At 66.2% G+C, this 17,617-nt stretch carries 17 protein-coding genes; 11 read left to right on the top strand and 6 right to left on the bottom strand.

Annotated features, from left to right (window positions below; translation table 11 throughout):
• Positions 1–2: 2 nt before the first annotated feature.
• From QO207_RS13720 to QO207_RS13705, 4 genes are all read right to left on the bottom strand, one after another.
• Positions 3–1,160, bottom strand: a complete 1,158-nt coding sequence (locus QO207_RS13720) for a dipeptidase (protein ID WP_301532931.1) — start codon at positions 1,158–1,160, stop codon at positions 3–5.
• A gap of 90 nt (positions 1,161–1,250) precedes the next feature.
• Positions 1,251–2,189 carry a GGDEF domain-containing protein gene (locus QO207_RS13715; protein WP_301532930.1) on the bottom strand — a complete coding sequence of 313 codons (939 nt, stop codon included), beginning with the start codon at positions 2,187–2,189 and terminating at the stop codon, positions 1,251–1,253.
• Between the two features lie 151 nt (positions 2,190–2,340).
• Entirely contained in the window at positions 2,341–4,233 is a 1,893-nt protein-coding gene (locus QO207_RS13710) for an acyl-CoA synthetase (protein WP_301532929.1), read from the bottom strand.
• 31 nt (positions 4,234–4,264) lie between these two features.
• On the bottom strand, positions 4,265–4,918 hold the full coding sequence (locus QO207_RS13705) for an alpha/beta hydrolase (RefSeq protein ID WP_301532928.1): 654 nt from the start codon (positions 4,916–4,918) through the stop codon (positions 4,265–4,267).
• A 525-nt stretch (positions 4,919–5,443) separates the two neighbouring features.
• On the opposite strand from QO207_RS13705, the gene QO207_RS13700 reads away from it, so the two are divergent.
• The 5 genes from QO207_RS13700 to pcsA all read left to right on the top strand — a co-directional run bounded on the left by QO207_RS13700 (position 5,444) and on the right by pcsA (position 10,704).
• Positions 5,444–6,472: an amino acid ABC transporter substrate-binding protein gene (locus QO207_RS13700; RefSeq protein ID WP_301532927.1), complete on the top strand. Its 1,029-nt coding sequence runs from the start codon at positions 5,444–5,446 to the stop codon at positions 6,470–6,472.
• A 118-nt stretch (positions 6,473–6,590) separates the two neighbouring features.
• Positions 6,591–7,775 (top strand): amino acid ABC transporter permease, encoded by a 1,185-nt coding sequence (locus QO207_RS13695; protein ID WP_301532926.1) that lies wholly within the window; start codon positions 6,591–6,593, stop codon positions 7,773–7,775.
• 7 nt (positions 7,776–7,782) lie between these two features.
• Entirely contained in the window at positions 7,783–8,880 is a 1,098-nt protein-coding gene (locus tag QO207_RS13690; RefSeq protein WP_192435276.1) for an amino acid ABC transporter permease, read from the top strand.
• A gap of 12 nt (positions 8,881–8,892) precedes the next feature.
• Complete coding sequence (locus QO207_RS13685) at positions 8,893–9,669, top strand: amino acid ABC transporter ATP-binding protein (RefSeq protein WP_301532925.1); 777 nt, start codon at positions 8,893–8,895, stop codon at positions 9,667–9,669.
• Positions 9,670–9,987: 318 nt separating this feature from the next.
• On the top strand, positions 9,988–10,704 hold the full coding sequence (pcsA, locus tag QO207_RS13680; RefSeq protein WP_301532924.1) for a phosphatidylcholine synthase: 717 nt from the start codon (positions 9,988–9,990) through the stop codon (positions 10,702–10,704).
• A gap of 124 nt (positions 10,705–10,828) precedes the next feature.
• On the opposite strand, the gene QO207_RS13675 is transcribed toward pcsA, so the two are convergent.
• A complete protein-coding gene (locus QO207_RS13675; protein ID WP_301532923.1) occupies positions 10,829–11,785 on the bottom strand; it encodes a GlxA family transcriptional regulator in 957 nt (318 codons plus the stop codon).
• Positions 11,786–11,909: 124 nt separating this feature from the next.
• Between QO207_RS13675 and QO207_RS13670 the strand changes: the two genes are divergently transcribed.
• The 6 genes from QO207_RS13670 (at position 11,910) to QO207_RS13645 (ending at position 16,374) form a co-directional block, all read left to right on the top strand.
• Positions 11,910–12,392: a nuclear transport factor 2 family protein gene (locus QO207_RS13670; protein WP_301532922.1), complete on the top strand. Its 483-nt coding sequence runs from the start codon at positions 11,910–11,912 to the stop codon at positions 12,390–12,392.
• Positions 12,393–12,464: 72 nt separating this feature from the next.
• Positions 12,465–13,166 carry a glutathione S-transferase C-terminal domain-containing protein gene (locus QO207_RS13665; RefSeq protein ID WP_301532921.1) on the top strand — a complete coding sequence of 234 codons (702 nt, stop codon included), beginning with the start codon at positions 12,465–12,467 and terminating at the stop codon, positions 13,164–13,166.
• The gene (locus QO207_RS13660; protein ID WP_301532920.1) at positions 13,163–13,462 is read left to right on the top strand and encodes a GIY-YIG nuclease family protein; all 300 of its coding nucleotides are present in this window, start codon (positions 13,163–13,165) and stop codon (positions 13,460–13,462) included. The genes QO207_RS13665 and QO207_RS13660 overlap by 4 nt, the downstream gene beginning before the upstream one ends.
• A gap of 160 nt (positions 13,463–13,622) precedes the next feature.
• Positions 13,623–14,312: a CatB-related O-acetyltransferase gene (locus QO207_RS13655; protein ID WP_301532919.1), complete on the top strand. Its 690-nt coding sequence runs from the start codon at positions 13,623–13,625 to the stop codon at positions 14,310–14,312.
• Positions 14,313–14,404: 92 nt separating this feature from the next.
• Positions 14,405–15,340 carry a glutathione S-transferase family protein gene (locus QO207_RS13650; protein ID WP_301532918.1) on the top strand — a complete coding sequence of 312 codons (936 nt, stop codon included), beginning with the start codon at positions 14,405–14,407 and terminating at the stop codon, positions 15,338–15,340.
• 125 nt (positions 15,341–15,465) lie between these two features.
• On the top strand, positions 15,466–16,374 hold the full coding sequence (locus QO207_RS13645; RefSeq protein WP_301532917.1) for a hypothetical protein: 909 nt from the start codon (positions 15,466–15,468) through the stop codon (positions 16,372–16,374).
• A 157-nt stretch (positions 16,375–16,531) separates the two neighbouring features.
• Here QO207_RS13645 and yejK read toward each other — a convergent pair whose 3' ends face one another.
• Complete coding sequence (gene yejK, locus QO207_RS13640; RefSeq protein ID WP_138216162.1) at positions 16,532–17,539, bottom strand: nucleoid-associated protein YejK; 1,008 nt, start codon at positions 17,537–17,539, stop codon at positions 16,532–16,534.
• Positions 17,540–17,617 lie beyond the last annotated feature (78 nt).

Genomic DNA, 17,617 nt, shown 5'->3' with positions numbered 1-17,617 from the left:
GCCTACGGAAGGTTCTCCAGCAGCAGCCGGCGGACGTTTCCGCCCATGATTGCGGCAATGTCCTGCTCGCTGAAACCGGCTTTCTCCAGGCCTTGAGTCAGTTGCGCGAGGCCGGTGGTGTCGAAGGGGGCATTCACCGCGCCGTCGAAGTCCGAGCCCAGCGCCACGTGTTCTACACCGACCTTGTCGGCGGCGTAGCGCATGGCCTTGACGATGGCCTCCACGGAGGTTTCGCAGACCGCACCGTCCCAGTAGCCGATGCCGATCACCCCGCCGGTGCGGGCAATGCCGCGCAGATGGGCGTCGGTGAGGTTGCGCGGGCCGGGGCAGGTGCCGGCAACGCCGGTGTGGGAGACGATCACCGGGCGCTTGGCGATGGCCAGCACGTCGTCGATCAGCGGGCGCGAGGCGTGGGCCAGGTCGATCAGCATCTTCCTGTCTTCCAGGCGCGGGATCACTTCGCGGCCGAACTCGGTCAGGCCGCCTTTCTTCAGGCCGTGGGCGGAGCCGCCGACTTCGTTATCGAAGAAGTGGGTCAGGCCCATGATGCGGAAGCCCGCGTCGTACATGCGGTCGATGTTCTCCAGCTTGCCTTCCAGAGGATGCAGGCCCTCGGTGGCGAGCACGCCAGCAAGTTGTTTGGGGTCCTTCTGCCAGGCGGCGAGGTAGCGAGTGAGGTCGTCGCGGCTGCGGATCAGGGTGAGCCGGCCATTGCTGTCGGCGGCGGCCTTGTCCAGCAGTTCGCCCTGGTACAGCGCGCGCTCCAGCAGGCTGTTCCAGGTGCGCGCCGGCCAGCGCTGGGCGATCACCAGCGGGGTGATGTTGTCGCTGTCGTCGCCATTGCTGTCGTAGTTCAGGCCGCGCGGGGTCTTGGTGACGGTGGAGAACACCTGCAGGCCGACGTGGCCTTCGAGCAGGCGCGGCAGGTCGGTGTGGCCATGGTCGTGGCGGTCCAGCAGGTTGCGGTCCCAGAGCAGGACGTCGTCGTGCAGGTCGGCGACGAACAGGCTCTGGTGCAGCGCCTGGGCCTGCGGCGAGGCGGGGTAGGGTGGCGGGCTGGCCACGGTGTTCATCTTGCGGTCCATGTAGCCCGGCAGGTTGAAGAAGATCCCCAGGCCGACGACCAGCAGGACCAGCAGGATGATCAGGAGTTTGCGCATGTCAGCTTCCCGGCTTTGTTGTTATGGGTGCTCTTGTCTGAGCTTGGCTGGGGCGCAATCTAGCAGAAGGGCGGGCGCAGGTGAGCAGGCTCAACCGCAGAGGCAGTTGCGGCCCTTCTGCTTGGCCTCGTAGAGGGCACCGTCGGCGCGCTGGATGAGGCTTGGCAGGTTTTCCTGGAAGTCCATCTGGGCCAGGCCCAGGGACACGGTGACGCCGGGCAGGATGCCCACCGGGGAATAGAAGGAGGCGACCTGTTCCAGGCTCTGGCGCAGGCGGTTGCCGATGCGGCGGGCTTCCTCGATGGCGATTTCCGGCAGGAGGATGACGAACTCCTCGCCGCCGTAACGCGCCATGCTGTCCTTGGGCCGCAGCTGGCTGCGCAGGGTGTGGGCGACCAGGCAGAGCGCGTAGTCGCCGGACAGGTGGCCGTGCTCGTCGTTGTAGTTCTTGAAGTGGTCGACATCGAGCATGAGCATGCACAGCGGCTGCTCGTTGAAGGCGCAGCGGGTGCTCTCGCGGTCGTAGATGTGCTCCAGCCAGCGCCGGTTGAACAGCCCGGTGAGGGTGTCGATGTTGGCGTTCTGCTCGGTGTCGAGGATGATCCGGTTGCCCTGGCGCACCCGCTCGCAGAGGACCGAGAGGAGGTTCTGCATGATCTGCGGGGATTGCTCGAACAGGCCGATCAGCGCCTCGCGGTGCAGGCGCAGCACGGTGGTCGGCTCGCTGGCGACCACGTAGGCAGAAGGGTGGTCGCTGTCGATGAAGCTGATCTCGCCGGCGCATTCACCGGGGCGCAGGGTGGTCACCGGCTGGTTGTCCAGCGAGCCCAGGTACACGGCCAGGTGCCCGGAGAGCACCATATAAAGGAAATGGTTGCGGTTGAACGGCGACAGCAGGATTTCCCCGCGCTCCAGTTCACAGGCACGGAAYTCCTTGAGCAGCGTTTCCAGGTTGGCCGCGGCCACGTTCTGGAACAGGCGCAAATGCTGGAGTTGGCGGACGTCCTCGTTCCACTGCGCGGCTTTCATGGCGCAGCGGTGGGCGGACGGAGGCTGAAGATGCGCACGACTGACTCTCCCTGTAGTCCATTTCGCACATTGAGCCCTGAGTATCGGCGAGATTCGGGTACTGGCAATTCGCACTCAGACCCGGCCGACCGGCGGTCGGCCGGGTGTTTCATCAGCTTTCCAGCAGCTCCATGTGTACCGCGTAACCGCCCAGGCGATCGGCCAGTGCGGCGCGCAAGTCTGGGGCGAGGGCGCCGACGAACAGGCGGGCTTTCTGCCCATGGCGGTCATCGGCGACCACCTCGATGCGCGGTGCCGGGGACAGGTGTCGGGTCTCGTCTTCCAGTACGCGACGAATGGCGTCCAGGCGCAGCGCCGGCTTGAAGGTCTTGCCCACCGCGGTGACCGGAATGGCGTCCAGCAGCCAGACGTCCTTGGGCACCGCCGCGCGCTCGGGCACATGCCGGGCGGCATGTTCCAGCAGCTCGGCTTCGCTGGCCTGCGCGCCGGGCTTGAGCTGGATGTAAACCACCGGCAGTTCGCCGGCCTTCAGGCAAGGCTTGCCGACGGCGGCGGCCATGGCCACGGCGGGGTGGCGATGCAGGGCTTCCTCGATCATCTGCGGGTCGATGTTGTGCCCGCCGCGGATGATCAGGTCCTTGCTGCGGCCGGTGAGCCAGATGTAGCCGTCAGCGTCGATGCGGCCCAGGTCGCCGGTGTTGAACCAGTCGCCGTCGACCCAGATGTCCTTGTTCTTGCTGGCCTGCAGGTAACCCTTGAAGATGGTCGGGCCGCGCAGGCAGATGTTGCCGATCTCGTCCACGGCGGCGTCACGCAGGTACTGGCCGTCGCCGTCGAGGACCACCGACTTCAGCTCGCAGTAGGGCAGGCGCAGGCCGATGGAGCCGGGCCGGCGCTCGCCGCCACGGGGGTTGCAGCTGGTGCCGCAGGTACCTTCGGTCATGCCGTAGCCTTCGATGACCTTGAGGCCGGTCTTGGCTTCGAACTGGCGGATCAGCTCCACTGGCATGGGCGCTGCGCCGCACAGGGCGAAGCGCAGGCTGGAGAGGTCGCGGCCCTCGCTGGGCACTTGCAGCAGGGCGGCATAGATGGTCGGCACACCGCTGAAGCTGGTGACCTTGTAGCGTTCCACCAGCTTCCAGAAGTCCTGGATCAGCGTCGGGTTGCGGTAGCCCTGGGGGCCGGCCAGCAGCACTTCGCCGCCGCGCATGAAGGGCGCGAGGCCGCTGACCATCACGCCGTTGACGTGGAACAGCGGCAGGCCGCAGAGCAGCACGTCGTGGCCGTCGTAGTCGGAGTTCAGGCCCATGATCTCGGCCATCGCCACTTCGTTGAAATGGCTGTGCGGCGCGAGCTTGGGCGTGCCGGTGGTGCCGCCGGTGTGGAAATAGGAGGCGACTTCGTCCGGGCCGATCACCCGGCCGCTTTCCAGGTGGTCCGCCGGGCACTGGGCGAGCAGTTCGTCGAAGTCCAGCACGCCCTCGGGCAGTGCGCCGCGGGCGGCCTTGATCGCCGAGCGCTGCGGTTCGGGCAGCAGGTTGGCGAAGTCGACGGTGACGATGGCGTTGAGCTCCGGCAGGTGCTCGCGCAGGCCGGCGACCTTGTCCCACAGCTCGGTGCCGGGGAAGGGCGCCAGGGTCACCAGCACCCGCGAATCAGCGGCGCGGATCAGTTCGGCGATGTGCTCGGGGTCGAGCAGCGGGTTGATCGCGTTGACGATCCCCGCCGCTTCGCCGCCCCAGATCACGTAGTGGGTCTGCGGCAGGTTGGGCAGCAGGAACGACACCGAGGTGCCCGGCCGTACGCCGAGGCGGTGGAAGGCGTTGGCCGCCTGGGTGACGCGGGCGAACAGCTCCGCGTAGCTCACCCGCACCGGCTCCTCGGCCGCCGAGCCCTGCAGCAGGCAGGTCAGGGCAGTGGACGGGCCGAACTGCTCGGCCGAGCGGCGCAGCAGTTCATAGGTATTGGGCGGCAGGTCGCGGTCTTGCAGGGGGACCTGTTCCAGGGCTTCGACGTCACGCAGGCTGCTGATCGGGGCGTTCATGCTTCTTCTTGTTCTCCGCAGGGTCAGGGGATCACAGGCGCTCCCGCAGCCAGGCGCCGATATCGCCGAGTTCCTCGTTGCTCACTTCGTGGCTCATCGGGTAGGTGCGCCACTGGGCGGGCACCTCGTTGGCCTGCAGGAAGTCGTATGCGGCGCGGCCCATGGCCGGCGCCACCACGTCATCGAAAGTGCCATGCAGGCAGAGCGCGGACAGTTGTCTTTTTGTAGCCGGCAGGCTTATGCCTTCGCTGAATGTCGGGCCATAGGTGGACAGCGCCATGACCCCGCCCAGTTCGCCGTCCCAGCGCAGGTAGCCGGTGTGCAGCACCACGGCACCGCCCTGGGAGAAACCGGCGAGGATGATGCGTTTGGCTTCAATGCCCTGGTCGATCTGCCCCTGGATCAGCCCGATCACGCTGTCGGCCGAGGCCTCCAGCTGCGCTTCGTCGATGGCGCGGGCCGGGGCCATGGCGAGGATGTCGTACCAGCTGGGCGCCGGCATGCCGTTGAACACGGTCACCGGGCGGGTCGGCGCCTGCGGGAGGATGAAGCGCGTGCGGGTGAAGCTGCGCTGCAGCATTTGTGCTACCGGCTCGAAGTCGTAACGGTCGGCACCCAGGCCGTGCAACCAAATGACGCAGGAGTCGGCTGGTTGGGACGGGTCGAGGATCAGGGGCTGGGTCATGTTCGCTCCAGGATGGGGCAGCCGCTCTGGGATGGGGCGCTGCGGGTAGGATCGGGCAGGATCGGGTAGGTCGGCCATGCAAGAAGATGTCGCATCGCCATAACTTGTGGGACTTGACTGCACGAATTTGCGTGAAGGTTCCGAGGCTGGTACGCGCCTTGCTATCACTCACGGCAGGTCGTGCGGCCCCACTTCCGGTAACACTCTACCGACCCCATCCGGAAAGCTGTACCGGAAGTGGCGCCACCCAGGCCTTGGGCTGCTTCATTGCCCGCCGCGCCGGCTGCGGTCAACAGCCGGCGCGGCGGGCCTTCGCCTTCACACGCAATGATCCCTTGATGACCCGTTCCAGCGCGCAGGACCTGCGCGCTCGGAGGTGTGTTCGCGGCTTGGCGAAGGAATTTTCCCAAGCCGTCTAGACTCACCTCCAGGTCTCCATCCCGTTTGATGTCTTGCTTGTGCCTCACGAGGGTACGGCGGTGGAACCGGGACTCCAAAACACTAAAAAAGCAACGGAGAAGATCGATGAAGATGGTGAAATCCACCCTGGCAGTGCTGACCGTCGCCACCGTGTTCGGCGTCAGCGGCCTCGCTCACGCGGGCGCCACCCTGGATGCTGTGAAGAAGAAAGGCTACGTGCAGTGCGGTATCAGTGACGGTCTTCCGGGCTTCTCCTACGCGGACGCCAAGGGCCAGTACAAGGGCATCGACGTGGATGTCTGCCGTGCCGTGGCCGCCGCCGTGTTCGGCGACGCGAGCAAGGTCAAGTACAGCCCGCTGACCGCCAAGGAGCGCTTCACCGCGCTGCAGTCCGGCGAAATCGACATCCTCTCGCGCAACACCACCTGGACCAGCTCCCGCGACAGCGCCATGGGCCTGAACTTCGTCGGCGTGACCTACTACGACGGCCAGGGCTTCCTGGTGAACAAGAAGCTTGGCGTTTCCAGCGCCAAGGCCCTGGACGGCGCCACCGTGTGCATCCAGGCCGGCACCACCACCGAGCTCAACCTGTCCGACTACTTCCGTTCCAACAACCTCAAGTACACCCCCATCACCTACGACACCTCCGACGAGAGCGCCAAGTCGCTGGAGTCCGGCCGTTGCGACGTGCTGACCTCCGACCAGTCGCAGCTCTACGCCCAGCGCATCAAGCTGGCGGCGCCGGACGATTACGTAGTGCTGCCCGAAGTGATCTCCAAGGAGCCCCTCGGCCCGGCCGTGCGCCAGGGTGACGAGGAGTGGTTCGACATCGCCCGCTGGACCCTCTTCGCGATGCTCAACGCCGAGGAGCTGGGCATCGACTCGAAGAACGTCGAGGAACAGGCCAAGAGCACCAAGAACCCGGATGTCGCGCGTCTGCTCGGCGCCGAGGGTGACTACGGCAAGGACCTCAAGCTGCCCAAGGACTGGGCGGTGCAGATCGTCAAGCAAGTGGGTAACTACGCCGAGATCTTCGACCGCAACGTCGGCGACGGCAGCGAGCTGAAGATCAAGCGTGGCCTCAACGCCCAGTGGAACAAGGGTGGTCTGCAATACGCACCGCCGGTGCGCTGACCTGACCCAAGCCGGCGCCCGGAGTGTGGGCGCCGGTCTGTTTCGATCGACGTGAAGCCTTCCGGGCGATCGCGGGCGTAGCCCCGTGGTCGCCCGGCGGCCTTCCGAGAGGGCTTACATGCAGAATTCCATCAAGGCCCAGCGCCCGCGGGGGGTATCGATCAACGATCCCGTCGTGCGTGGCTGGGCATTCCAGATCATCGCCGTCATCGCTGTCCTGGCGGTCGGCTGGTTCCTCTTCGACAACACCCAGACCAACCTCGCCCACCGCGGCATCCAGTCCGGTTTCGGCTTTCTCGACCACAGCGCCGGCTTCGGCATCTCCCAGCACCTGATCGACTACAGCGAAAGCGACACCTACGGACGGGTGTTCATGGTCGGCCTGCTGAACACGCTGCTGGTCACCGTGGTGGGGATCTTCTTCGCCACCGTCATCGGCTTCATCCTCGGTGTGGCGCGGCTGTCGCCCAACTGGCTGATTCGCAAGCTGGCGACCCTGTACATCGAGACCTTCCGCAACATCCCGCCGCTGCTGCAGATCTTCTTCTGGTACTTCGCCGTGCTCGGCCCGCTGCCGGGCCCGCGGCAGAGCATCAGCTTCGGCGACCTGTTCTTCGTCAACAACCGAGGCCTGCAGATGCCTGCGCCGATCGCCGCCGACGGCCTCGGCCCGTTCATCGTCGCGGTGATCCTGGCCATCGTCGGCTGGGCGGTGATCTGGAAGTGGGCCAAGGCCCGCCGCCATGCCACCGGCAAGGCCTTCCCGGTATTCCTCAGCGGCCTGGCGCTGCTGATCCTGATACCCGGACTGGTGTCGCTGGTGGCTGGTGCGCCGTTCCACTGGGACGTGCCGGTGCTGCAGGGCTTCAACTTCCGCGGCGGCTGGGTGGTGATCCCGGAACTGGTGTCCATCGTGCTGGCGCTGTCGGTCTACACCGCCGCCTTCATCGGCGAGACGGTGCGCGCCGGCATCCAGGCGGTCAGCCATGGCCAGACCGAAGCCGCCGGCTCCCTCGGCCTGCGCCCGGGGCAGACCCTGCGCCTGGTGATCATCCCGCAGGCGCTGCGGGTGATCATCCCGCCGCTGACCAGCCAGTACCTGAACCTGGCGAAGAACTCCTCGCTGGCGGCCGCCATCGGCTACCCGGACATGGTCTCGCTGTTCGCCGGCACGGTGCTCAACCAGACCGGCCAGGCCATCGAAACCATGGCCATCACCATGAGCGTGTACCTGGCCATCAGCATCAGCATTTCGCTGCTGATGAACTGGTACAACAAGCGCATCGCGCTGGTCGAGAGGTAAGCAGAAGATGGCAACTCATACCTTCAAGCCCGACCTGCCGCCACCGGCGATGAGCGTGGGCGTCCTCGGCTGGCTGCGCGCCAACCTGTTCTCCAGCTGGCTGAACACCCTGCTGACCCTGGTCGGCCTGTACCTGGTCTACCTGATCCTGCCGCCGCTGCTGGAGTGGGCGATCATCAAGGCCGACTGGACCGGCACAACCCGCGCCGACTGCTCCCGCGAGGGCGCCTGCTGGGTGTTCATCGGCTCGCGCTTCGGCCAGTTCATGTACGGCTTCTACCCCGAGGAGCTGCGCTGGCGCGTGGACCTCACCGTACTGTTCGTGGTGTTCGGCGCGGCGCCGCTGTTCCTCAAGCGCTTCCTGCATAAGGCCAAGTACGGCCTGGGCTTCCTGGTGGCGCTGCCGATCGTCGCCTACTGGCTGCTGCATGGCGGCTTTCTGGGCCTGGAAACTGTGCCGACCAGTTCCTGGGGCGGGCTGATGCTCACCGTGGTGATCGCTGCGGTCGGCATCTGCGGGGCGATGCCGCTGGGCATCCTGCTGGCGCTCGGGCGGCGCTCGAAGATGCCGGCGATCAAGGTCATCTGCGTCACTACCATCGAGTTCTGGCGCGGCGTGCCGCTGATCACCGTGCTGTTCATGTCCTCGGTGATGCTGCCGCTGTTCCTGCCCGAGGGCATGAACCTGGACAAGCTGCTGCGGGCGATGGTGATGGTGGTGCTGTTCGAGGCCGCCTACATCGCCGAGGTGGTGCGCGGCGGCATGCAGGCCATTCCCAAGGGTCAGTACGAAGCCGCGGCCGCCATGGGCCTGGGCTACTGGCGGACCATGGGCCTGGTGATCCTGCCGCAGGCGCTCAAGCTGGTCATCCCCGGCATCGTCAACACCTTCATCGCACTGTTCAAGGACACCAGCCTGGTGATCATCATCGGCCTGTTCGACTTCCTGAATAGCATCAAGCGCGCCACCGCGGACCCGGCCTGGCTGGGCATGGCCACCGAAGGCTATGTGTTCGCTGCGGTCGTCTACTGGATCTTCTGTTTCGGCATGTCCCGCTACTCCATGCACCTGGAGCACAAGCTGGACACCGGCCACAAGCGTTAGGAGTGAATCGTCATGTCTGAAGCCACCCAAAAGACCGCACAGCCGGCCGTCGGCGATCATGTGATGATCACCATGAAGGGCGTGAACAAGTGGTACGGCCAGTTCCACGTGCTCAAGGACATCAACCTGGAGGTCAAGCAGGGCGAGCGCATCGTACTCTGCGGGCCGTCCGGCTCCGGCAAGTCCACCACCATCCGCTGCATCAACCGCCTGGAGGAACACCAGCAGGGCAGCATCGTGGTCGACGGCACCGAGCTGACCAACGACCTCAAGCAGATCGAGGCGATCCGCAGCGAAGTCGGCATGGTGTTCCAGCACTTCAACCTGTTCCCGCACCTGACCGTGCTGCAGAACTGCATCCTGGCGCCGATGTGGGTGCGCAAGATGCCCAAGCGCCAGGCCGAGGAAGTCGCCATGCATTACCTGGAGCGCGTGCGCATCCCGGAGCAGGCGCACAAGTTCCCCGGCCAGCTCTCCGGCGGCCAGCAGCAGCGCGTGGCGATTGCCCGCGCGCTGTGCATGAAGCCGAAGATCATGCTGTTCGACGAACCCACCTCGGCGCTCGACCCGGAAATGGTCAAGGAAGTGCTCGATACCATGATCGGCCTGGCGCAGAGCGGCATGACCATGCTCTGCGTAACCCACGAGATGGGCTTCGCCCGCACCGTGGCGAACCGGGTGATCTTCATGGACAAGGGCGAGATCGTCGAACAGGCGCCGCCGGACCAGTTCTTCGACAACCCGCAGTCGGACCGCACCAAGCTGTTCCTCAGTCAGATCCTGCACTGACAGCGGGCTTTTCGTAGGAGCGAGCTTGCTCGCGAACGGATTCCCCGGCGGCACCTTCGTTGGGCGGTTCGCGAGCAAGCTCGCTCCTACAGCGCTTTCCTCGCGTTATCAGATCAGCCCGTCACGCTCGTCTCCCCCGATGGCAAGCCCCCGCCGCAACGGCGTATGCTGCCGGTTCCACCGCAGCAAGGTGCGCATCGGGAAAACCGGCTGAACTCGGCCGCCCCATCGGTGTTCCCATGTGCAGTGGTTTGTCAGGGATGGGCTACCGTTTCAGATAGCTCCCCTGCATCCGCCGTCCAAAGGAAGAGAGCCGACGTGAACCTGATCCTATCGCCATTGAACCTCAGCAAAGCCAAGGCCTGGGGCGCCCACGCGGTGACCTCCAGCGGTGTCATCCTCGCGCTGCTGGCGCTCCTCGCGCTGGTCGACAACAAGCCCCAGGCCTGCCTGCTCTGGCTGGGTGCGGCGCTGCTGGTGGACGGCCTGGACGGCACCCTGGCGCGCAAGTTCGACGTCAAGGCGGTCCTGCCGCACTTCGATGGCTCGACCTTGGACCTGGTGATCGACTACCTGACCTACGTCTTCATCCCCGCGATCTTCATCTACCGCTACGTGCCGCTGCCGGTGCACACCGAGTTGCTGGCGGTGGGGCTGATCCTGGTGTCCTCGTTGTTCTGCTTCTGCAACGTCAACATGAAGAGCAAGGACAACTACTTCGTCGGCTTCCCGGCCGCGTGGAACGTGGTCGCGGTGTACTTCTTCGTGCTCGACCTGAACCCCTGGGTGAGCTTCGTCACCGTGCTGGTTCTGGCTGCGCTGACCCTGACCCGCATGAAGTTCCTGCACCCCTTCCGCGTACGCCAGTTCATGCCGCTGAACATCGCCGTGACCTTCGTCTGGATGCTCAGCAGCGCGCTGCTGATCCTCCAGCATCCGGTGGACCAGTCCTGGCTGCTGGGCTTGTGGTTCGCGGCTTCTGCGTACTTCGTCGGCGTCTGCGTATGGCGCACGGCGATGGAGTGGTTCCACTGATCAGCTCTTCGTAGGAGCGAGCTTGCTCGCGAACCGCCCAGCGCAGGTGTGGCCGGGAAATGGTTGGCGAGCAAGAACTAGGCGTCCCCCACGCTCCTACAGCGTTTCAGGGTGAAGTCGGGCGTTAAGCCTGCCGCCCCATCAGTCTCTGCCGGAAGGCTCCTGGCGTCTCCCCGCACACCTGCTTGAACAGCCGCGCAAAGCTCGCCCGGTCGGCGTAGCCGACATCGCTGGCGATGCGCTCCAGGGAACGGCCCGGATCACCCAGCGCCTCCTGCGCCGAAGCAATGCGCAGGCGTTGCACGTAATCGTTCGGCGACATCCCCACCTGCTCGCGAAAGCGCCGCAACAGCGTGCGCGTGGAGCAGTGCACGCGCTGCGCCAGGCTGGCCAGGTCGAAGGGCTGCGCGTAGTTGTCTTCCAGCCAGGCCAGCAGCGGCTCCAGCGGCGAGCCGGGCGGTAGCGGGTCGGGCAGCAGCGGGGTGAAGCGCCGCTGGCGGCCGCGGCCATGCTCGAACACCAGGGTCGCCGCTGCGCGCCGCGCCAGTGCCGCGCCGGCGTGGCGCTCGATCAGGTACAGGCACAGGTCCAGCCCAGCCTGGGCGCCGCCGGAGCAGAGGCGGCCGTGGTCGTCGGTGCACAGGGCGTCGATATCCAGGCGCACCAGGGGATAACGTTCGCGGAACGCCGCTTCCAGCGCCCAGTGCGTGGTGGCGCGGCGGCCGTCCAGCACGCCGGCTTCGGCCAGCAGGAAGGCGCTGCTGCACAGGCTGCCCAGTTGCACGCTGGCCGGCGCCTGGCGCATCCAGGCAAGCAGCGGCTGGTTGGCAGCGAAGGTGGTGGTGATGTCCGCGCCGGTCGCCGGGATCAGCAGCAGGTCGCAGCGGGCGGCCAGCTCCAGGCCGCCCTCGACTTCCACGCGACCGAAGGGCAGTGACACCGGCGCGCCGTCGGCGCTGACCCGCAGCACCTCGAAGCGGCGCTCACCGGCCAGGCGGTTGGCCAGGTGGAAACTGTCCATGGCCAGGCCAAGGCTGGAACACAGGGTTTGCGGGCAGACGAACAGGGCTATCCTGAACATGGCGTCTCGCTCTGCAGTGGCGGGATAGAGTGGCGTTATTGATCATAATGTTGTCGATATTGCCAATGGTGTCCAGTCGCCTCCCGCGTGAAACTCTGCCCATCCCCTCTGCTGCGAGTCCGCCATGGCCCACCCCAACGCCCAGTTGATCGAACGCTTCTACCAGGCCTTCCAGCGCCGCGATGGCGATGCCATGGCCGCGTGCTACAGCGCCGACGTGCAGTTCAGCGACCCGGTATTCACCGRCCTGCACGGCGCCGAGGCCGGCGACATGTGGCGCATGCTCACCGCCCGCGCCGAGGATTTCTCGCTCACCTATGAGGGCGTGGAAGCAGATGACACGCGTGGTTCCGCACGCTGGGTGGCGTCCTATACCTTCAGCCAGACCGGTCGCCGTGTGGTCAATCGCATCCAGGCGCGCTTCGAATTCCGCGACGGGAAGATCTGCCGACACGTCGACACTTTCGACCTCTGGCGCTGGTCGCGGCAGGCCCTCGGCGCCAAGGGAGCCCTACTGGGCTGGGCGTCTCCGGTACAGGCGGCGATCCGCAAACAGGCCGCCAAAGGGCTCGCGCTGTACCGCCAGCGCCAGCCGGCGAAGGCCTGAAGCGGGCCGCAAGGCTCGCCCGTGGCGGCGGGATAGGCTTAAATGACAGGCGACTGAAAGCCGGACGCCGCCATGATCACACTTTTCCAGTTCCCGCCCGCCTTCAACGTACCCAACGTCAGCCCCTTCTGCCTGAAGCTGGAGACCTTCCTCCGCCTCGCCGGGCTGGAGTACCAGATCAAGCACGTGATGGACCCGCGCAAGGGCCCCAAGGGCAAGTTGCCCTTCATCACCCTGGACGGGAAGTCGATCGCCGACACGGCGATCATCATGCGCACCCTGCAGCAGTACTACGAATTCGACCTCGACGCCGGCCTCGACGCCCGCGGCCGTGGCTGGGCGGTGTCGATCACCCGCCTGTGCGACGAGCACCTGGTGCCGTTGCTGGTGTACTTCCGCTGGCTCGACGAGCAGGGCTTCCGCCAGGTGAAAGATGTGATGTTCCGTGGCGTGCCCGCACCGCTGCGGCCAGTGGTGGGCGCCATGTTGCAACGCAAGATCCGCGGCGACCTCAAGGGCCGCGGCCTGCTGCGCCACAGCCGCGAGGAACTGCTGGGCTTTGCCCGCGATGACCTCGAAGCCCTCGACGGCATGCTCGGTGACCTGCCGTACTTCGGCGGCGCCAAGCCGTGCAGCGCTGATGCCGCCACCTACGGCGTGCTGGCCAACCTAATCCTCAGCACCCTGGAAACCCCGCTCAACGACATGGCGCGCAGCTACGAGCGCCTGGTCGCCTACTGCGACCGCATGCAGGCGCGGGTCTGGGCGTCGTGACCGTCGCCGCACCCAAACCCTGGTTCGTCTACCTGGTGCGCGCCGAGAACGGCGCGCTCTATTGCGGCATCAGCGATGACGCCCAGCGCCGCTTCGAAACCCACCGCACCGGCAAGGGCGCGCGCTTCTTCCACTCCAGCCCGGCCCAGGCGCTGGTCTACGTAGAGGCCTGCCCCGGCAAGGGCGACGCCCTGCGCCGCGAGCGGGCGATCAAGGCGCTGACCAAGAAGGCCAAGGAGGCGCTGGTCATCGCCCAGCCTCCAGCACTGGTGGCAGCGGAACCTGCCGTCTGCTGAGTCGTTCCTGGTTGTAGGACGTTCCGGTCGTTATCTGTGGGATTTTTCTCTTCAGCACGCTAGGCTGCCGGCTTCCCGCCGCGGGCGCTACGCCCCGGATATAGCTGATTCGCCCGCCCATGGCGCTCCCGAGCGTGGCGGGCCTGCCTTGAGGTCGTTCGTGAAGTCGCTGAAGAACCATTGGTGGAAGCGCTGGATTCGCCGCCATGGCTGCAAGCTCGCCGAAGGGCCGGCGGGCTTGGGCAGCCGGACCACGCTGGTGATGGAAGAGCGCGTCGAAATCGGCGCCCTGCGCATTACGCCGGCGCGCCTGGAAATCGGTGCGCACTCCTACGTGCGCAGCGGTGGCCACCTGAACCTGGTCAGCTCCATCGGCCGCTTCTGCTCCATCGGTTCGGACTGCTACATCGGCCAGGAAAAGAACACTCATCCCAGCGACTGGGTGAGCACCCATCCGTTCCAGCACGAGGTTGCGGCGCTGCGGTACGACCCACCGCAGACCCTTACCGAGATCGGCCACGACGTCTGGATCGGCCATAGCGCCATGATCATGGAGGGCGTGAAGGTCGGCACCGGGGCCATAGTCGGCACCCGCGCGCTGGTCACCCAGGACGTGCCGCCCTATGCCGTGGTGGTGGGCACTCCGGCCAGGGTGGTGCGCTACCGCCATTCGCCGCAGATCATCGAGCGCCTGCTGGCGTCGCGCTGGTGGGAGCTGGAGACCGCCTTCCTCACCAGCCTGCCGATGGACCGCCCGGAGGCCTTCCTCGACGCACTCGAAGGGCAGAACGCGCCGCAGGCGCAGTACCGCAGGATCATCGTCCGCCGCAGCGGCTGCCAGGAAGCCTGATACCCCATCATTCATGGGGAGCGCTGTGAGGGGCCGGGGCGAGCGGTTAAGCTGGGCGGCGAAGCCATCCAAGAGCCCCCCAGGAGCCACCCATGTCCGAGCTGATCCTGCACCACTACCCGACCTCGCCCTTCGCCGAGAAGGCGCGTCTGATGCTGGGCTACAAGCAGCTGTCCTGGCGCTCGGTGCACATCCCGCCGCTGATGCCCAAGCCGGACCTGATGCCGCTCACCGGCGGCTATCGCAAGACCCCGGTGCTGCAGGTCGGCGCCGACATCTATTGCGACACCGCGCTGATTGCCCGCCGCCTGGAGCAGGAGAAGGCCGTGCCGGCTCTGTTCCCGGAAGGCCATGAATTCACCAGCGCGAGCTTCGCCCTGTGGGTCGACTCGGTGATCTTCCAGCATGCCGTCAGCCTGGTGTTCCAGCCCGAATCCATCGCCATGCGCTTCGGCAAGCTGCCGCCGGAATTCCTCAAGGCCTTCGTCGCCGACCGCAGCCAGCTGTTCAGCGGCGGCACGGCGAGCAAGCTGTCGGCTGAACAGGCCAAGCACCAGTGGCCGGCGTTCATGGCGCGTATCGAGGAGCAGCTGTCCCGCGAAGAGGGCGACTTCCTCTTCGGCGAGCCCTCCATCGCCGACTTCTCCCTGGCCCACTGCCTGTGGTTCGTCAAGGCCACGCCGGTGACCTCGCCGCTGGTGGACGCCTACCCGGCGGTCAGTGCCTGGCTCGGCCGCGTGCTCGGCTTCGGCCATGGCTCGCCCAGTGAGATGAGCGCCGAGGAGGCCATCAATGTAGCCCGCGACAGCCAGCCGGCGGCGTTGCCGCAGGACGGCTTCGTCGATCCCAACGGCTTGCAGATCGGCCAGCGTGTGGCCATCGCCGCCACCGACTACGGCTGCGACCCGGTGGAAGGCGAGCTGGTGCATGCCGGACTGGAAAGCCTGGTGCTGCGCCGCGAGGACCCGCGCGCCGGCACCGTCCACGTGCACTTCCCGCGCATCGGCTTCGCCATCCGCGCACTCTGATCCAGCCTGGGCGCCGCCGCACTGGCGGTGCCCACCCGGCCGGGAGGACTGTGCGCTGGTCGCTTGAGGTGCCTGCAACGGGCGTCTAAGGTGCATCTCTCATTGCACGACAAAGGACGCCGCGCATGCACGCCTACGATCTCGAACTGCTGAAACACTCCACCCCCGCCGCCGGAGAGGAACTCCAAGGCTGGTGCTTCGGCCTGCCGCCGGGCATCACGCCCGAGCAGTGGCCGCTGGACCCGGACACCGGCTACCCGCTGATGCACGGCTTCACCCTGCGCCTGCCCGAGGACTACCGGGTGCATGGGCCGGAGATCGTCGCGCTGAGCTTCTTCTCGCTCTCTCCGGACCAGAACGACGGCGGCCCGAACAGCGTGGATGGCATTGCCGAACAGATCGTCTCGCCGGGCGAGCAGGCTCCGACTGATGCGCAGCTGCTGCCGTTCTGGCAGGCCGGCCGCGCCAGCCACCCGCGCCTGCACCGCATGGAAGACATCCTCGGTGGCGCTTACGCAGTGATCCTGCTGACCGAGGCCGAATTCAACGGTGCGCCCTGCCAGCCGCCGCAACTGCCGGCGGGCAACGCCCTGCTGGCGGAAACCGAAGCGCCCCTGTGGCTCAAGGGCGGCTCAGCCAGCAGCTTCACCGAGCACGTGCGCGAAGGGGATTTCCTCCACCGGCTGTTCGGCGGCATCCCCCAGCCGGGCCTGGACGTCCGCTACCTGCTGCGTTGGACCCCACGCGCCAGCGACCCGAATGCCGGGATCAAGCCCGACGAATACGGCGAGACCGACTACCAGCAGTTCTACTACTGGGAAAACAACGACATCCACCGCGACAATTACCGCGAACACCCCTGGAGCCAGGGCCACCAGCCCAACCACATCGGCGGCACCATGCGCCCGGTGCAGGGCATGCCGGATGTCAGCGCCTTCTACATCGGCTTCGAGGAATACCTGGGCGGCTACAACTTCGGCAGCGGCAACGCCCAGCTGGATTTTCGCGACATGAAAATCGACTGGGCCTGCTGAGTCCTCTGCAATGCGGGTTCGCGAGCAAGCTCGCTCCTACAGGTAGGCATCGGCGTGCTTTTCGTAGGAGCGAGCTTGCTCGCGAACCGCCCAGCGATAAATCGTCAGGCACAAAAAAGCCCATCGCGAGATGGGCTTTTTCGTCAGCGCACGGACCTCAGTCCTTGCGACGCTTGAGCTGGTCCTGCAACTGGGTCGGCAGGCCGCGGATGATCAGCATGTCGCGGGCCTCGTCGTACTCCACCTTGCTGCCCAGCAGGTGCGCCTCGAAGCTGATCGACAGCCCCTCGGCACGGCCGGTGAAGCGGCGGAACTGGTTGAGGGTGCGCTTGTCCGCCGGGATTTCCGGCGACAGGCCGTAGTCCTTGTTGCGGATGTAGTCGTAGAAGGCGCGCGGCGCCTGGTCGTCCATCAGCTCGGAGAGCGCGTCCAGGGCCATCGGCTCGCCGATCTTGGCCTGGCTGGTGGCGTAGTCCACCAGCACGTCGGTCTTCTCGCGGGCCTGTTCTTCGGGCAGGTCTTCGCTTTCCACGAAGTCGCTGAAGGCCTTGAGCAGGGTACGCGTCTCGCTCGGGCCGTCGACGCCCTCGGTGCAACCGATGAAGTCGCGGAAGTAGTCCGAGACCTTCTTGCCGCCCTTGCCCTTGATGAACGAGATGTACTGCTTGGACGTCTTGTTGTTCTGCCACTCGGAGATGTTGATCCGCGCGGCCATGTGCAGCTGGCCCAGGTCCAGGTGGCGCGACGGGGTCACTTCCAGCGCGTCGGTCACCGCCACGCCTTCGCTGTGGTGCAGCAGGGCGATGGACAGGTAGTCGGTCATGCCCTGCTGGTAATGGCAGAACAGCACGTGGCCACCGGTGGAGAGGTTGGATTCTTCCATCAGCGTCTTCAGGTGCTCCACCGCCTGCTTGGAGAAGGCGACGAAGTCCTTGCCGCTGTCCAGGTACTCGCTCAGCCAGCCGCTGAACGGGTAGGCGCCGGACTCGCTCTGGAACAGACCCCAGGCCTTGTTCGGCTTGGCGTTGTAGCTCTCGTTGAGGTCGGCCATCAGGTTCTCGATGGCCTGGGAGTCGCCCAGCTCGGCGTCGCGCGCGTGCAGCGTCGCGGGGTTGCCGTCGGGCTTCTTGTCGATCAGGTGGACGATGGCGTGACGAATCGGCATGGCGGACCCGGATGTTCAGTGCCGGCGGCGCCGCGCGCATCGAAGCGGCGGCGGGGCGGGCGGATTGGAAAACGCCAG

This window comes from Pseudomonas sp. CAN1 (genome assembly GCF_030462585.1).
Classification (GTDB): domain Bacteria; phylum Pseudomonadota; class Gammaproteobacteria; order Pseudomonadales; family Pseudomonadaceae; genus Pseudomonas.
Note: the sequence above shows the minus strand (reverse complement) of the source record. Positions and strands in the feature narration are given on the sequence as shown.

Bases quoted from the DNA above. Each gene is read 5' to 3' on its own strand.
- QO207_RS13690 (WP_192435276.1), top strand. From the start codon at position 7,783: ATGGCAACTCATACCTTCAAGCCCGACCTGCCGCCACCGGCGATGAGC.
- QO207_RS13685 (WP_301532925.1), top strand. From the start codon at position 8,893: ATGTCTGAAGCCACCCAAAAGACCGCACAGCCGGCCGTCGGCGATCAT.
- QO207_RS13700 (WP_301532927.1), top strand. From the start codon at position 5,444: ATGAAGATGGTGAAATCCACCCTGGCAGTGCTGACCGTCGCCACCGTG.
- QO207_RS13695 (WP_301532926.1), top strand. From the start codon at position 6,591: ATGCAGAATTCCATCAAGGCCCAGCGCCCGCGGGGGGTATCGATCAAC.
- QO207_RS13650 (WP_301532918.1), top strand. From the start codon at position 14,405: ATGTCCGAGCTGATCCTGCACCACTACCCGACCTCGCCCTTCGCCGAG.
- QO207_RS13720 (WP_301532931.1), bottom strand. From the start codon at position 1,160: ATGCGCAAACTCCTGATCATCCTGCTGGTCCTGCTGGTCGTCGGCCTG.
- yejK (WP_138216162.1), bottom strand. From the start codon at position 17,539: ATGCCGATTCGTCACGCCATCGTCCACCTGATCGACAAGAAGCCCGAC.
- QO207_RS13665 (WP_301532921.1), top strand. From the start codon at position 12,465: ATGATCACACTTTTCCAGTTCCCGCCCGCCTTCAACGTACCCAACGTC.
- QO207_RS13675 (WP_301532923.1), bottom strand. From the start codon at position 11,785: ATGTTCAGGATAGCCCTGTTCGTCTGCCCGCAAACCCTGTGTTCCAGC.
- QO207_RS13710 (WP_301532929.1), bottom strand. From the start codon at position 4,233: ATGAACGCCCCGATCAGCAGCCTGCGTGACGTCGAAGCCCTGGAACAG.
- QO207_RS13705 (WP_301532928.1), bottom strand. From the start codon at position 4,918: ATGACCCAGCCCCTGATCCTCGACCCGTCCCAACCAGCCGACTCCTGC.
- QO207_RS13645 (WP_301532917.1), top strand. From the start codon at position 15,466: ATGCACGCCTACGATCTCGAACTGCTGAAACACTCCACCCCCGCCGCC.